Origin of the sequence: Streptomyces pyxinae (assembly GCF_024756275.1) — a bacterium.
GTDB classification, from domain to species: Bacteria; Actinomycetota; Actinomycetes; order Streptomycetales; family Streptomycetaceae; genus Streptomyces; species Streptomyces pyxinae.
Window position 1 is genome coordinate 14,804 of record NZ_JANUGQ010000013.1, and the last position, 13,806, is coordinate 28,609.

Genomic DNA, 13,806 nt, shown 5'->3' on the forward strand with positions numbered 1-13,806 from the left:
CGGTACCTCCGTCCGCCAGCCGAGCCGGTCGAGCACCGTCGCTCCCGGCCGGGCGGCCACGGACCGGGCCCCGCCGAAGGGGCCCCGCGCCGGATCCCGGCGCCCGAAACGTCGATGGGCGGCACCCCCGTGCGGGGTGCCGCCCTCGTTCGCGTTCCGGGACCGTTCGCGGTACGGGCCTCTCCGCCGTACGGGCCCGTTCGCGTGCTACTTGCGCATGACCTCCGGCTCATGGCGGCGCAGCAGCCGGGCCACGGCGAAGCCGCAGAGGACGCCGAGGAACAGCAGCACACCGACATTCAGCCCCCACTGGCCGGCCGTGTGCTTCCACAGCGGGTCCAGGTCGGTGGGGTTCTTCGGGTCCCACGGCGGCATCAGATGGGCCAGGTCGAGGGTGGCGCCCGCGCCCGCGATCGCCCAGCGCGAGGGCATCAGCCAGGCGAACTGCTCCAGGCCGGGAGAGCCGTACACCTGGAAGAGGATGCCGGTGAAGACCACCTGCACGATGGCGAACATGACCAGCAGCGGCATGGTCTTCTCGGCGGTCTTCACCAGCGCGGAGATCACCAGGCCGAACATCATCGAGGTGAAGCCCAGGGCGATGATCACCAGGCACAGCTCGACGGCCGGGGGCATCAGCAGGCCCTCCTCGGGCAGCTCCCGGGTGGCGAAGCCGATGGCGCAGATGATGACGCCCTGGACGGCCGTGATCACCCCGAGGACGATCACCTTGGACATCAGATAGGCCGAGCGGGAGAGACCGGTGGCCCGCTCCCGTTCGTAGATGACCCGTTCCTTGATCAGTTCACGGACCGAGTTGGCCGCGCCGGAGAAGCACATGCCGACCGCGAGGATCAGCATGATCGTTCCGGCGTCGCCGTTGAACCGGGACGGCGGGGTGGGTTTGCCCAGGCCGAAGTCGGCCGGGATCACGACCGAGACCGCGCCCAGCACGGCCGGCAGGATCACCATCAGTCCCATGAAGCCCTTGTCGGAGGCGATCACCGCCACATAGCGGCGGATCAGCGTCCAGAGCTGGGCGCCCCAGCCCTGCGGCTTGGGTGGCCGGATCGCCTGGGCGGGCGGCATCCGCACCGGCTGCGGGGCGACGGCGTCGAGATCGGCGGCGTACAGCTGGTAGTGCTGGGAGCCCTTCCAGCGGCCGGCCCAGTCGTAGTCCCGGTAGTTCTCGAAGGCGGAGAACACATCGGCCCAGCTGTCGTAGCCGAAGAAGTTCAGCGCCTCGTCCGGCGGGCCGAAGTACGCCACCGAGCCGCCCGGCGCCATGACGAGCAGCTTGTCGCAGAGCGCCAGCTCGGCCACCGAGTGGGTGACGACCAGTACCGTGCGGCCGTCGTCGGCGAGGCCGCGCAGCAGCTGCATCACATCGCGGTCCATGCCCGGGTCGAGACCCGAGGTCGGCTCGTCCAGGAAGATCAGCGACGGCTTGGTCAGCAGCTCCAGGGCGACCGAGACGCGCTTGCGCTGGCCGCCGGAGAGCGAGGTGACCTTCTTCTCCTTGTGGATGTCGAGCTTCAGCTCGCGCAGCACCTCGTCGATCCGGGCCTCGCGCTCCCGCGCGGTGGTGTCCGCCGGGAAGCGGAGCTTGGCCGCGTGCCTGAGCGCGGTGCGGACGGTCAGCTCCTTGTGCAGGATGTCGTCCTGCGGGACCAGACCGATGCGCTGGCGCAGCTCCGCGAACTGCTTGTAGAGGTCCCGGTTGTCGTACAGGACGTCGCCCTGATTGGCCGGGCGGTAGCCGGTCAGCGCCTTGAGCAGCGTGGACTTGCCGGAGCCGGACGGGCCGATGACCGCGATGAGGGACTTCTCCGGTACGCCGAAGGAGACGTCCTTCAGGATCTGCTTGCCGCCGTCCACGGTGACCGTGAGGTGGCGCGCGGAGAAGGAGACCTCGCCGGTGTCGACGAACTCCTCCAGCCGGTCGCCGACCAGCCGGAAGGTGGAGTGACCCACGCCGACGATGTCGTCCGGGCCGATCAGGGCGGAGCCGGACTTGGCGAGCGGCTGGCCGTTGACATAGGTGCCGTTGTGCGAGCCGAGGTCGCGGAGCTCGAAGCGGCCGTCCGGGGTCGCGTGCAGCTCGGCGTGGTGGCGCGAGACCTGGAGGTCCGAGACGACCAGCTCGTTCTCCAGCGCGCGGCCGATGCGCATGACCCGGCCGAGGGCGAGCTGGTGGAAGGTGGTGGGGCCGCGGTCCCCGTGCGCCCCCGGGACCTGCGGGGCGTACGGGTCCCCCTGCTGCGGGGCCGCCTGGTACGGGGCCCCTTGCTGCGGGGCCTGCTGCTGGGCTCCCTGGTACGGGGCCCCCTGCTGCGGCGGGTGCGGCTGGTGGTGCGCGGCCTGCCGCGGGGCGCCGGGGTACTCGGCCGGGGCCTGCTGGGCGGGCGGGGCCTGGTGGTGCACCGGGCCCCGCTGCGGCGCGACGGCCGGGGCGGGGGCCTGGTGCTGCACCGGGCCCGGCTGCGGCGCGACGGCCGGGGCGGAATGGGCGCCGGCGGCGGCCGGGGCGGCGGTCAGCGTCAGCCGGGGGCCGTCGTTCGGGTTGCCGAGGTGGAGCGCGGTGCCCGGGCCCAGCTCCAGGCGCTGGATCCGCTGCCCCTGGGCGAAGGTGCCATTGGTGGAGCCATGGTCCTCGATCGCCCAGCCGCGGCCGTCCCAGCCGACCGTGGCGTGCCGCCACGAGACCCGGGCGTCGTCGAGCACCAGGTCGCCCTGGGGGTCGCGCCCTATCGTGTACGACCTGGACGGATCGAGCGTCCAGGTTCTTCCGTTCAGTTCCAGTACGAGTTCCGGCACTCCATGCCCCACTACTTGTCCCCCGTGTTCCCCCCGTGCAGGGAGCCAGGGATGGCGAACATCGGGGGAACTATTTCAGGCCGAAGACCTGATCCGAAAGTCGAGCGGTCCGGGGCTCCGGCACCCCGGGCAGCCCACTCCGGGACAACTCCCCCGTCACCGGACACGGCCCCTGGAGCCTGTTCCTGGAGCCGGCACCCGGAGCCTGTTCCGCCGGCCCGTGCGCCGGGTGTGCCGGAGGGCGCCCGGGCACCGGCTGTCCGGCGGCCGGGACGCGGGACGCCGGGAGTCCCGGGACGGATACGGTGGTCCCACCATGAGCGCATCGCAGACCGCATCGCGAACCCCCGAGGTTCCCACCCTCCTCGTCAAGATCTTCGGGAAGGACCGGCCCGGCATCACCGCCGGACTCTTCGACACCCTCGCCGCCTTCTCCGTCGACGTCGTGGACATCGAGCAGGTCGTCACCCGGGGCCGCATCGTGCTGTGCGCGCTGGTGACCGAGCCGTCGGCCGGCACGGAGGGCGAGCTGCGGTCCACCGTGCACAGCTGGGCGGAGTCGCTGCGGCTCCAGGCCGAGATCATCTCGGGCACCGGCGACAATCTGCCGCGCGGGGTGGGCCGTTCCCATGTCACCGTGCTGGGGCATCCGCTGACCGCCGAGTCCACGGCGGCCATAGCGGCCGCCATCACCTCGACCGGCGGCAATATCGACCGGGTCTTCCGGCTGGCCAAGTATCCGGTGACGGCCGTCGAGTTCGCCGTGTCGGGCACCGAGACCGAGCCGCTGCGCACCGCGCTCGCCACCGCCGCCGCCGGAATCGGGGTGGACGTGGCCGTGGTGTCGGCGGGGCTCCAGCGCCGGGCCCGGCGGCTGATCGTCATGGACGTGGACTCCACCCTGATCCAGGACGAGGTGATCGAGCTGTTCGCGGCGCACGCCGGCTGCGAGGAGGAGGTCGCCGAGGTGACGGCCCGGGCCATGCGCGGGGAGCTGGACTTCGAACAGTCGCTGCACGCCCGGGTGGCGCTGCTGGCCGGCCTCGACGAGTCGGTGGTGGAGAAGGTGCGGGCCGAGGTCCGGCTCACCCCGGGCGCGCGCACCCTGGTCCGTACGCTCAAGCGGCTCGGCTACCAGGTCGGCATCGTCTCCGGCGGATTCACCCAGGTCACCGACGAGCTGCGGGTGCGGCTGGGGCTGGACTTCGCGGCCGCCAACACGCTGGAGATCGTGGACGGCAAGCTGACCGGGCGGGTCACCGGCGAGATCGTGGACCGGGCGGGCAAGGCCCGGCTGCTGCGCCGGTTCGCCGCCGAGGCCGAGGTGCCGCTGGCCCAGACGGTCGCCATCGGGGACGGCGCCAACGATCTGGACATGCTGAACACGGCGGGGCTCGGGGTGGCGTTCAACGCCAAGCCGGTCGTCCGCCGGGCCGCGCACACGGCGGTCAATGTGCCCTTCCTGGACACCGTCCTCTATCTGCTGGGCATCACCCGCGAGGAGGTCGAGGCGGCGGACACCTTCGTCGACTGACCGCGAGCCGCGCCGCGCGCCTCCGCCGTACCGCCGCGGGCACGTTCCGCCGTGCCGTACGGCAGCCGTACGGCCCTGCCCCCGTCTCGTACGGCCCTGTGTCCGGCCGGCGCAGCGCCCCGGAGCAGGGCCCGTGCCTTCGCGTCCCGCCGGGCTCAGGCGTGCGGCGCCCAGTAGCCGGTGAGGGTGCCCACGCCGTGCTCCACGGTCTTCCAGGGGCCGGTGAAGGTGATCACGGCGAACGCGGTGGTCGGGAAGCCGCCCCGGTTCATCCGGGGCAGGGCGTCCCCCTCGGCACGGCCGGCGAGCGCGTCGGCCAGCGCGTGGACGCCCGGGTTGTGGCCGACGAGAAGGAGGTCGTCCACGTCCTCGGGGGTCTCGTTGAGCAGGGCGAGGAGGTCACCCAGGGTGGCCTCGTAGATACGCTCCTCGTAGACGGTGCGGGGCCGCTTGGGCAGCTCCGGCACCGCCAGCTTCCAGGTTTCCCGAGTCCGCAGCGCGGTGGAGCAGAGGACCAGGTCGAAGTCGATACCGGTCTGGGCGAGCCCTCGGCCCGCCGCCGGGGCGTCCAGGCGGCCGCGCTCGGCCAGGGGCCTCTCATGGTCGGACACGTCCGGCCAGTCGGCCTTGGCATGCCGGAGTACCACGATCCTGCGGGGTGTATCGGCGCTCATGCTCCCCAGCTTCGCACGAAACAGGCCACGGGGCGCAGGGCGTTGGTGCCCGCCCCGGGCAGGCGGACCAGGGCGGGGTCAGTGGGGCAGCGTGTGGTGGACCTGCTCCAGAACCCGCCCCATGGCCGGGTCACCGACCGGCGCGGGCGCCCCGCCGGCCCCGGTGGTGATCAGCGCCAGCAGCACCGTGAACGCCAGCGCCGGGAGAGCCAGGGCCCACCATGGCAGCCGTATGTCGGCACCGGGCGTCGAACGATGCGTGCGGGCCGGCATGGCCGCCTCCGAGGTCCGTGGACGGGGCCCCGGCACTCCGCCGAGGTGGTCTCCACGCTAGGCGCCGGGGCACCCCCGGCCCATCCGGTGAGCCACCCAGTTCCCCCTGAGGCAGACCCCCTAGGGGTACGGGGGCCAACCCCCGGCCCGGACCGACCGGACGCCGGCGATCGGAGCCCCCGAGGCCCCCTGGGGCGCCCGAGCATACGAGGGCCCCGTACCCTCCGCGGACGCCTGAGCGCACGCCGGAGAGGACCGAGCCCCAGAAAGTCAGGGCGCGGCGATGGAGGCGATGATGGCGATGAGGACGCCGATCGCGAGCATCACGCCGAAGACGGTGAGGAGCTTCTTCTGGCCGTTCTGCGGGTCGGGGTCGAGCACAGGCTGCTGCATGGCTCCAGTTTCGCACCTCACCCCTCGTCCTCGATCGTCCGGTCCCGTCCGGCCAGCATCCCGGCGGCCATCTGCGGGAGCAGCAGCCCGGCCATCAGGGCGAGCGGGGCGCCCCAGCCGCCGCTGTGCTGGTAGAGGGCGCCCACCAGGATGGGGCCCGGGATGGAGATCAGATAGCCGACGCTCTGGGCGAAGGCGGAGAGCCGCACCACGCCCGCGCCGCTCCGGGAACGCATGCCGATCATGGTGAGGGCGAGCGGGAAGGCGCAGTTGGAGATGCCCAGCAGCAGGGCCCAGAGCCAGGCCCCACCGGCCGGGGCGAGGTAGAGGCCGGCGTAGCCGGTGAGCCCGCAGGCGGCGAGGACCAGGGCGATCGGCCCCTGGGTGCGCATCCGGGTGGCGACCCGGGGGATGACGAAGGCGAGCGGCACGCCCATGACCATGGTGAGCGCCAGCAGCACGCCGGCGGTGGAGGCGGAGACACCGGCGTCCCGGAAGATCTGCGGCATCCAGCCCATGGTGATGTACGCGCCGGTGGCCTGGAGGCCGAAGAAGCAGGCGAGCGCCCAGGCGGTGCGGCTGCGGGTGATCCGGAGGGCCGGGGCCTCGGCGGTCGCGGGGACCGGTCCGGCCGTCGCGGCGGTGCCGGTGGCCCGGGCGGCGGCCTCGGTGGCGGTGCCCCGGCCGGTCCGGGCCGAGCCGGCCCGGGCGAGCGGGAGCCAGACCAGCACGGCCAGGACGCCGAGCACCGCCCAGATTCCGAGGCCGGCCCGCCAGCCGCCCAGCGCCTGGGTGAGCGGGACGGTCGCGGCGGCGGCGAGCGAGGTGCCGAGGGCCAGCGCCATGGAGTAGAGACCGGTCATGGTGCCGACCCGGTCGGGGAAGAAGCGCTTGACGATCACCGGCATCAGGACGTTGCTCAGCGCGATGCCCACCAGGGCGAGGGCGCTGGCGGCGAGGAAGGCCACCGTGCCGCCGGCGAAGGGCCGCAGGACCAGTCCGGCGGTGATGGCCGCCATTCCGGCGCAGACCACGGCACCCGGGCCGAAGCGGCGGGCCAGCCGGGGCGCGGTGATGCCGAAGACGGCGAAGCAGAGCGGCGGTACGGAGGTGAGGACGCCCGCCACGCTCCCACTCATGTGCAGTCCGTCCCGCACCTCCTCCAGCAGTGCGCCGAGGCTGGTGATGGCCGGGCGGAGGTTGAGTGCCGCGAGCACGAGGCCGGCCATGAGCAGCCGGGGGAACCAGACGCCGGTCCTCGGCGCGGGGGCGGCGGTCTTCGGCGCGGGGGCGGCCGTCCGCTCCGGGGCGGAGGGGGCGGTGGGGGGCGGGGTCTGGATGGGGGCGGAGGCCGCCGACTGGTCGGACATGAGACCATCATAGAATCATGGGATGATTGATTGTCCACCGCCGCCGATCCGGAGAGACGACCCACGGGTCCGGGGAGACGGCCCGCCGCCCCGGAGAGACGTTTCGGGGCCTCGGGGAGACGGTCCGGGGGCCCGGAGAGACCGCCCACCGACCCGGAGCGGCGGCCGGCCGGGCGCCCTGTCCGGCCACCGGACCACCGCACCCCCGGCGGACGGCCGGGACGCACGGCACCATGTCCCCAGCACCCATCGACGAGGAGCATCATGACGCTGAGCTCACCCCGGCGGTCCGGCCTCTGCGACCAGGTCATCGCGGAGCTGCGGAACCAGATCACCTCCGGCGAGTGGCCGGTCGGCTCCCGGATCCCCACCGAGCCCGAGCTGGTCGAGCAGCTCGGGGTGGCCCGTAACACGGTCCGGGAGGCGGTACGGGCGCTGGCGCACAACGGACTGCTGGACATCCGGCAGGGCTCGGGCACCTATGTGGTCGCCACCAGCGAGCTGGCCGGGGTGATGCACCGCCGGTTCACCGACGCCGACCCCCGGCACATCGCCGAGCTGCGCTGCATCCTGGAGTCGTCGGCCGCCCGGCTGGCGGCCCTGCGGCGCACCGACCGGGACGTACGGCAGCTGGAGGCGCTGCTGGAGCGGCGGGAGGAGGCCTGGTCGGCCGGGGACTCCGAACGGTTCGTCTCGGCGGACGCCACCCTGCACCTGGCGGTGGTGGCGGCCTCGCACAACGACGTCCTCACCGAGGTCTACGCCGACCTCGGCCATCTGCTGCGGGACACGCTGCGGGAGGACGTGGGCCAGGAGCTGCGGCCCGAGGGGTACATGGACCACGGACGGCTCATCGCGGCCATCCGGGCCGGCGACGGCGAGACGGCGGCGGCCGAGGCGGCGGGCTATCCGTTCGTCTCCTGCCCCGGCCCGGTGCCGGTGGCGGCCCCGGAACCGGCGCGGGGACCCGGGGCCGGTCCGGCACCGGAGCCGACGCGGGCACCCGGGGTCAGTCCGGCACCGGCTGGTGACTGATCCAGGCCGAGCCGACTTCCTTCCAGCACCGCAGGGTCAGCTCCGCGTAGGCGGTCGGGCCGACCTCGGCCGGGACGCTGTCGGAGTCGAGGTCCCACCACCGGTCGCATTCGACATGGAGCTGGACCCGGTCGACCCGGGGGAACGGGTTGTGGCAGTACGCGGTGACGCTGGAGCCCTCGACCTCGGTCCGGCAGGAGGCGATGTACTCCTCCTCGGGGGGCTCGTCCGGGCCGTGCGCCGCCCGCGCGTACACCTCCGCGGAGACGGTGAGCCCGGCCAGGAGGACCGCCGTGGTGACCAGGACCGCGGTGCGTCTCGTACGCACGGCGACATCTCCTCCCCGACCGGTGGACACTTCTGTCCGTTCCGTACCAGTTTGCCGTGATCTCTCCGACTTCACGACTCGGGAGTGACGAACGATGACAGAGCGGAGCGGCCCGGGGCACCGGGGCGCCCGGGCCCGGCCGTGGCCGCGTCCGCCCGGAAACGGCGGAGGCCGCGTACCGCCGGAAGGGCGGCACACGGCCTCGTACCCGCACCCGGCCTCACAGGAGGTCACATGAGGGAGGAAAAGCTCAGGCGCCCATGATGTGCACGCCGCCGTCGACGTGGACGATCTCGCCGGTGGTCTTCGGGAAGAAGTCCGAGAGCAGCGCGACCACACCGCGGCCGGCCGGCTCCGGGTCGGACATGTCCCACTGGAGCGGGGAGCGCTCGTCCCAGACCTTGGCCAGGTCGCCGAAGCCCGGGATGGACTTGGCGGCCATCGAGCCGATGGGGCCGGCCGAGATCAGGTTGCAGCGGACGTTCCGCTCACCGAGGTCACGGGCGAGGTAGCGGCTGGTGGCCTCCAGGGCCGCCTTGGCCGGGCCCATCCAGTCGTACTGCGGCCAGGCGTACTGCGCGTCGAAGGTCAGACCGACCACCGAGCCGCCCTCCTCCATCAGCGGGAGGCAGGCCATGGTCAGCGACTTCAGTGAGAAGGCCGAGACGTGCATGGCGGTGGCGACCGACTCGAACGGCGTGTTCAGGAAGTTGCCGCCGAGGGCGTCCTGCGGCGCGAAGCCGATGGAGTGGACGACACCGTCGAGACCGCCGAGCTCCGCGCGCACCGTCTCCTCGACCCGGGCCAGGTGCTCGTCATTGGTGACGTCGAGCTCCACGACCTTGGCGGGCTTGGGCAGCTTCTTGGCGATGCGCTCGGTCAGGGTGGGGCGCGGGAAGGCGGTCAGAATGACCTCGGCACCCTGCTCCTGGGCCACCTTGGCGGTGTGGAAGGCGATGGACGACTCCATCAGCACGCCGGTGACCAGGACGCGCTTGCCGTTGAGGATTCCGCTCATGTTGCTCAGTGACCCATGCCCAATCCGCCGTCAACCGGGATGACGGCTCCAGTGATGTACGCGGCGTCGTCGGAGGCGAGGAAGCGCACCGCGGCGGCGATCTCCTCGGGCTGCGCGTAGCGGCCCAGCGGCACCTGGGCGACGATGCCCGCCCGCTGCTCCTCGGTGAGCACCTTGGTCATGTCGGTGTCGACGAAACCGGGTGCGACGACGTTGAAGGTGATGTTGCGCGAGCCGAGCTCCCGGGCGAGAGACCGCGCGAAACCGACGAGACCGGCCTTGGAGGCGGCGTAGTTGGCCTGTCCGGCCGAGCCCAGCAGCCCGACGACCGAGGAGATCAGGACGACCCGGCCCTTCTTGGCGCGCAGCATGCCGCGGTTGGCGCGCTTGACGACCCGGAAGGTGCCGGTGAGGTTGGTGTCGAGGACGGAGGTGAAGTCGTCCTCCGACATCCGCATCAGCAACTGGTCCTTGGTGACACCGGCGTTGGCCACCAGCACCTCGACCGGACCGTGCTTCTCCTCGATCTCCTTGTATGCCTGCTCCACCTGCTCGGCGTCGGTGATGTCGCACCGGACGGGCAGGCAGCCGAGCCGGAGCAGTTCCTCGGGGGGCTCCCCGCTCCGGTACGTGATCGCGACCTTGTCGCCGGCTTCGGCGAAGGTGCGCGCGATGGCGAGGCCGATGCCCCGGTTTCCTCCGGTCACAAGAACCGAGCGGCTCAACGGTTCACCCTTTCCTGGCGGTCTGGTACTCCGAAAACCTATCGGTCACCGGCCCCGCGCGGGGAATCGGCCCCTGACAGTGGCGTCAGCCACGCTCTGTCGGGTCCCTACAGTTCCCGTCGCGGTTCCCGGCGGTTCCCGGCACTCCCCCGGCAGTTCCCGTCGTCAGTTCCCGTCGTTCCGTCCCTCCCCCGGATTCCCGTGGTGCCCGGTCCCCGGCGGCGGCTCCGTTGCCGTGCCGCCCGGCCCCGGCGGCGAGCCCGCCCGGCCGCGCGCTCCGGCCCTTTCCGCCCATGCGGCATGTGCGGGGCGGGCGGCCCGTGCTTGACTTCGCCTGCTGATCCACTGACCCAATTGACCCGACCGACCCGTTGATTCATGGGTTCGTGGACTCACTGATTCACTGATTCACCAGCCGATCCGACGGACCGAGCCCGCGTGATGTGACCCGCGTGATGTGAAGGGAAGGGCGCCCGTGGCCCACGACATCGATCAGACGTTCCTCGCGCTGCCGTTGCGGGCGCTCGCCGACGCGGCGCTCGCCCGGGCCCGCGCGCTCGGGGCCGAGCACGCCGACTTCCGGTTCGAGCGGGTGCGCAGCGCCTCCTGGCGGCTGCGGGACGCCAAGCCGGCCGGTTCCTCGGACACCACGGACCTCGGATACGCGGTGCGGGTGGTGCACGGCGGGGCATGGGGGTTCGCGTCGGGCGTGGACCTGTCCATGGACGCCGCCGCCCGGGTCGCCTCGCAGGCGGTGGCGATGGCGAAGCTGTCGGCCAAGGTGATCGCGGCGGCCGGCTCGCGGGAGCGGGTGGAGCTGGCGGAGGAGCCGGTGCACGCGGACCGGACCTGGGTCTCCTCGTACGAGATCGATCCCTTCACCGTGCCGGACGCGGAGAAGAGCGGGCTGCTGGCCGAGTGGAGCGCGCGGCTGCTGCGGGCGGACGGGGTGGCGCATGTGGACGCGTCGCTGCTCACCGTCCATGAGAACAAGTTCTACGCGGACACCGCCGGCACCGTCACCACCCAGCAGCGGGTGCGGCTGCATCCGCAGCTGACGGCGGTCGCGGTGGACGGGACGACCGGTGAGTTCGACTCCATGCGGACGCTGGCCCCGCCGGTGGGCCGGGGCTGGGAGTATCTGACCGGCACCGGCTGGGACTGGGACGGCGAGCTGGAGGAGATGCCGGCGCTGCTGGCCGAGAAGATGCGGGCGCCGAGCGTCACGGCGGGGACGTACGACCTGGTGGTGGACCCGTCCAATCTGTGGCTGACCATCCACGAGTCGATCGGCCACGCCACCGAGCTGGACCGGGCGCTGGGGTACGAGGCGGCGTACGCGGGTACCTCGTTCGCCACCTTCGACCAGTTGGGCACGCTGGCGTACGGCTCCCCGGTGATGAATGTGACCGGCGACCGCACCGCCGAGCACGGGCTCGCCACCATCGGATACGACGACGAGGGCGTCGAGGCCCAGTCCTGGGACCTGGTGCGCGGCGGCACCCTGGTCGGCTATCAGCTGGACCGGCGGATCGCCCGGCTGACCGGGCTCGGCCGCTCCAACGGCTGCGCCTTCGCGGACTCGCCGGACCATGTGCCGGTGCAGCGGATGGCGAATGTCTCGCTGCGGCCCGATCCGGGCGGGCTCTCCACGGAGGACCTGATCGGCGGCGTGGAGCGCGGCATCTATGTGGTGGGCGACCGCTCGTGGTCCATCGACATGCAGCGGTACAACTTCCAGTTCACCGGGCAGCGCTTCTTCCGCATCGAGAACGGCCGGCTCGCCGGCCAGCTGCGCGATGTCGCGTACCAGGCGACGACGACGGAATTCTGGGGCTCGATGGAGAAGGTCGGCGGCCCGCAGACCTATGTCCTGGGCGGCGCCTTCAACTGCGGCAAGGCCCAGCCGGGCCAGATCGCCGCCGTCTCGCACGGCTGCCCCTCCGCCCTCTTCCGGGGCGTCAACATCCTCAACACGACGCAGGAGGCCGGCCGATGAGCCCCGCCGCCAAGCCGCACAAGACGCACACGTCGCCCACGTCCCGCGGGCCGCGCGCGTCCTACGCGCCGCACGAGATCGTCGAACGCGCGCTGGAGCTGTCCCGCGCGGACGGCTGTGTGGTCATCGCGGACGAGCGCTCCTCCGCCAACCTCCGCTGGGCGGGCAACGCGCTGACCACCAACGGGGTCACCCGGGGCCGTACCCTCACCGTGATCGCCACCGTGGACGGGGCGGAGGGCACCGCCTCCGGGGTGGTGTCCCGGTCGGCGGTCACCGCCGAGGAGCTGGAGCCGCTGGTCCGGGCCGCCGAGGCGGCCGCGCGGACGGCGGGCCCTGCCGAGGACGCCCAGCCGCTGGTGGCGGACGTGCCCGGGTCGCCCGACTTCACCGCGGCGCCCGCCGAGACCACCTCGGACGTCTTCGCGGCGTTCGCGCCCGCGCTGGGCGAGGCGTTCGGCCGGGCCCGGGCGGGTGGCCGGGAGCTGTACGGCTTCGCCCACCACGAGCTGACCTCCACCTATCTCGGCACCTCCACCGGGCTGCGGCTCCGGCACGACCAGCCGTCCGGGACGCTGGAGCTGAACGCCAAGTCGCCGGACCGGGCGCGGTCGGCCTGGGCCGGGCGCGCGACCCGGGACTTCACCGATGTGGACCCGGTGGCGCTCGACGCCGAGCTGGCCCGGCGGCTGGGCTGGGCGGAGCGGCGGGTGGAGCTGCCGGCCGGCCGGTACGAGACCCTGCTGCCGCCGACCGCCGTGGCCGATCTGCTGATCTACCAGCTCTGGTCGTCGGCGGCCCGGGACGCGGCGGAGGGCCGTACGGTGTTCTCCCGGCCCGGCGGCGGCACCCGGACCGGGGAGACGCTCTCGCCGCTGCCGCTGACCCTGCGCAGCGACCCCGGGGAGCCGGGGTTGGAGTCGGCGCCGTTCGTGATCGCGCACGCCTCCGGCGACGACTCCTCGGTCTTCGACAACGGGCTGCCGCTGGGCCCGGTGGACTGGGTGCGGGAGGGTCGTCTTGAGCGGCTGGTCACCACCCGGCACAGCGCCGGGCTCACCCAGTCGCCCGTGGCGCCGGCGGCGGGCAACCTGATCCTGGACGGCGGCGGCACGCGGTCGCTGGAGGAGATGGTGGCCGCCACCTCGCGCGGGCTGCTGCTGACCTGCCTCTGGTACATCCGCGAGGTCGATCCGGCGACGCTGCTCCTCACCGGGCTGACCCGGGACGGGGTGTATCTGGTGGAGGACGGCGAGGTGGTCGGCGAGGTGAACAACTTCCGGTTCAACGAGTCGCCGGTGGACCTGCTCTCCCGCGCCGTGGAGGCGGGGCGCACCGAGCGGACGCTGCCGCGCGAGTGGAACGACTACTTCACCCGGGCGGCCATGCCGCCGCTGCGCGTGCCCGACTTCAACATGAGCTCGGTCAGCCAGGGCGTCTGACCCGCCCCGGGCCGCCCCGGGCCCCGCCGGCGTCCGGCCCACGCCGGTGCCCGCCGGCCGGCCGCGACTTCCGGTCCCGGGCCGCCGGCCCGGGGTACGGCTCCGGGCACGGCCCCGGCTTCCGGCTCGATGCCCGGCTCCGGGGTACGGTCCCGGGCGCCCGCGCGATCCGGTCCCGGGCGCCCGCGGGGTCCGCCG

At 73.0% G+C, this 13,806-nt stretch carries 12 protein-coding genes; 4 read left to right on the forward strand and 8 right to left on the reverse strand.

Going from position 1 to position 13,806, the window contains the following annotated elements; translation table 11 throughout:
* Positions 1-207: 207 nt before the first annotated feature.
* Positions 208-2,829 carry an ABC transporter ATP-binding protein/permease gene (locus NX801_RS16515; protein WP_258788492.1) on the reverse strand — a complete coding sequence of 874 codons (2,622 nt, stop codon included), beginning with the start codon at positions 2,827-2,829 and terminating at the stop codon, positions 208-210.
* Between the two features lie 304 nt (positions 2,830-3,133).
* On the opposite strand from NX801_RS16515, the gene serB reads away from it, so the two are divergent.
* Positions 3,134-4,351 (forward strand): phosphoserine phosphatase SerB, encoded by a 1,218-nt coding sequence (gene serB / locus NX801_RS16520; RefSeq protein WP_258788493.1) that lies wholly within the window; start codon positions 3,134-3,136, stop codon positions 4,349-4,351.
* 155 nt (positions 4,352-4,506) lie between these two features.
* Here the strand turns inward: serB and NX801_RS16525 are convergent, their stop codons facing one another.
* The 4 genes from NX801_RS16525 to NX801_RS16540 all read right to left on the reverse strand — a co-directional run bounded on the left by NX801_RS16525 (position 4,507) and on the right by NX801_RS16540 (position 7,061).
* Positions 4,507-5,025 carry a SixA phosphatase family protein gene (locus NX801_RS16525; RefSeq protein ID WP_258788494.1) on the reverse strand — a complete coding sequence of 173 codons (519 nt, stop codon included), beginning with the start codon at positions 5,023-5,025 and terminating at the stop codon, positions 4,507-4,509.
* A 78-nt stretch (positions 5,026-5,103) separates the two neighbouring features.
* Positions 5,104-5,298 carry a hypothetical protein gene (locus tag NX801_RS16530; protein WP_258788495.1) on the reverse strand — a complete coding sequence of 65 codons (195 nt, stop codon included), beginning with the start codon at positions 5,296-5,298 and terminating at the stop codon, positions 5,104-5,106.
* Positions 5,299-5,568: 270 nt separating this feature from the next.
* On the reverse strand, positions 5,569-5,691 hold the full coding sequence (locus tag NX801_RS16535; protein WP_258788496.1) for an SGM_5486 family transporter-associated protein: 123 nt from the start codon (positions 5,689-5,691) through the stop codon (positions 5,569-5,571).
* A 17-nt stretch (positions 5,692-5,708) separates the two neighbouring features.
* A complete protein-coding gene (locus NX801_RS16540) occupies positions 5,709-7,061 on the reverse strand; it encodes a CynX/NimT family MFS transporter (protein WP_258788497.1) in 1,353 nt (450 codons plus the stop codon).
* Between the two features lie 264 nt (positions 7,062-7,325).
* Here NX801_RS16540 and NX801_RS16545 point away from each other — a divergent pair, with 264 nt between their 5' ends.
* Positions 7,326-8,096, forward strand: a complete 771-nt coding sequence (locus NX801_RS16545) for an FCD domain-containing protein (RefSeq protein ID WP_258788498.1) — start codon at positions 7,326-7,328, stop codon at positions 8,094-8,096.
* Here NX801_RS16545 and NX801_RS16550 read toward each other — a convergent pair.
* From NX801_RS16550 to fabG, 3 genes are all read right to left on the reverse strand, one after another.
* Positions 8,071-8,424 carry a hypothetical protein gene (locus NX801_RS16550; RefSeq protein ID WP_258788499.1) on the reverse strand — a complete coding sequence of 118 codons (354 nt, stop codon included), beginning with the start codon at positions 8,422-8,424 and terminating at the stop codon, positions 8,071-8,073. The genes NX801_RS16545 and NX801_RS16550 overlap by 26 nt on opposite strands.
* Positions 8,425-8,674: 250 nt before the next feature.
* Positions 8,675-9,442, reverse strand: coding sequence for an enoyl-ACP reductase FabI (gene fabI, locus NX801_RS16555; protein ID WP_258788500.1), 768 nt, complete (start codon positions 9,440-9,442; stop codon positions 8,675-8,677).
* Positions 9,443-9,447: 5 nt separating this feature from the next.
* Positions 9,448-10,167 carry a 3-oxoacyl-[acyl-carrier-protein] reductase gene (fabG, locus tag NX801_RS16560; RefSeq protein WP_258788501.1) on the reverse strand — a complete coding sequence of 240 codons (720 nt, stop codon included), beginning with the start codon at positions 10,165-10,167 and terminating at the stop codon, positions 9,448-9,450.
* Between the two features lie 475 nt (positions 10,168-10,642).
* On the opposite strand from fabG, the gene NX801_RS16565 reads away from it, so the two are divergent.
* The gene (locus NX801_RS16565) at positions 10,643-12,166 is read left to right on the forward strand and encodes a TldD/PmbA family protein (RefSeq protein WP_258788502.1); all 1,524 of its coding nucleotides are present in this window, start codon (positions 10,643-10,645) and stop codon (positions 12,164-12,166) included.
* A complete protein-coding gene (locus tag NX801_RS16570) occupies positions 12,163-13,608 on the forward strand; it encodes a metallopeptidase TldD-related protein (RefSeq protein ID WP_258788503.1) in 1,446 nt (481 codons plus the stop codon). The genes NX801_RS16565 and NX801_RS16570 overlap by 4 nt, the downstream gene beginning before the upstream one ends.
* The last annotated feature ends 198 nt before the right edge of the window (positions 13,609-13,806 follow it).

What these genes read in the sequence shown, in the direction of transcription:
- NX801_RS16530 (WP_258788495.1), bottom strand. Translation starts at nt 5,298, where the DNA reads ATGCCGGCCCGCACGCATCGTTCGACGCCCGGTGCCGACATACGGCTG.
- NX801_RS16540 (WP_258788497.1), bottom strand. Translation starts at nt 7,061, where the DNA reads ATGTCCGACCAGTCGGCGGCCTCCGCCCCCATCCAGACCCCGCCCCCC.
- fabI (WP_258788500.1), bottom strand. Translation starts at nt 9,442, where the DNA reads ATGAGCGGAATCCTCAACGGCAAGCGCGTCCTGGTCACCGGCGTGCTG.
- NX801_RS16535 (WP_258788496.1), bottom strand. Translation starts at nt 5,691, where the DNA reads ATGCAGCAGCCTGTGCTCGACCCCGACCCGCAGAACGGCCAGAAGAAG.
- NX801_RS16570 (WP_258788503.1), top strand. Translation starts at nt 12,163, where the DNA reads ATGAGCCCCGCCGCCAAGCCGCACAAGACGCACACGTCGCCCACGTCC.
- NX801_RS16525 (WP_258788494.1), bottom strand. Translation starts at nt 5,025, where the DNA reads ATGAGCGCCGATACACCCCGCAGGATCGTGGTACTCCGGCATGCCAAG.
- serB (WP_258788493.1), top strand. Translation starts at nt 3,134, where the DNA reads ATGAGCGCATCGCAGACCGCATCGCGAACCCCCGAGGTTCCCACCCTC.
- NX801_RS16545 (WP_258788498.1), top strand. Translation starts at nt 7,326, where the DNA reads ATGACGCTGAGCTCACCCCGGCGGTCCGGCCTCTGCGACCAGGTCATC.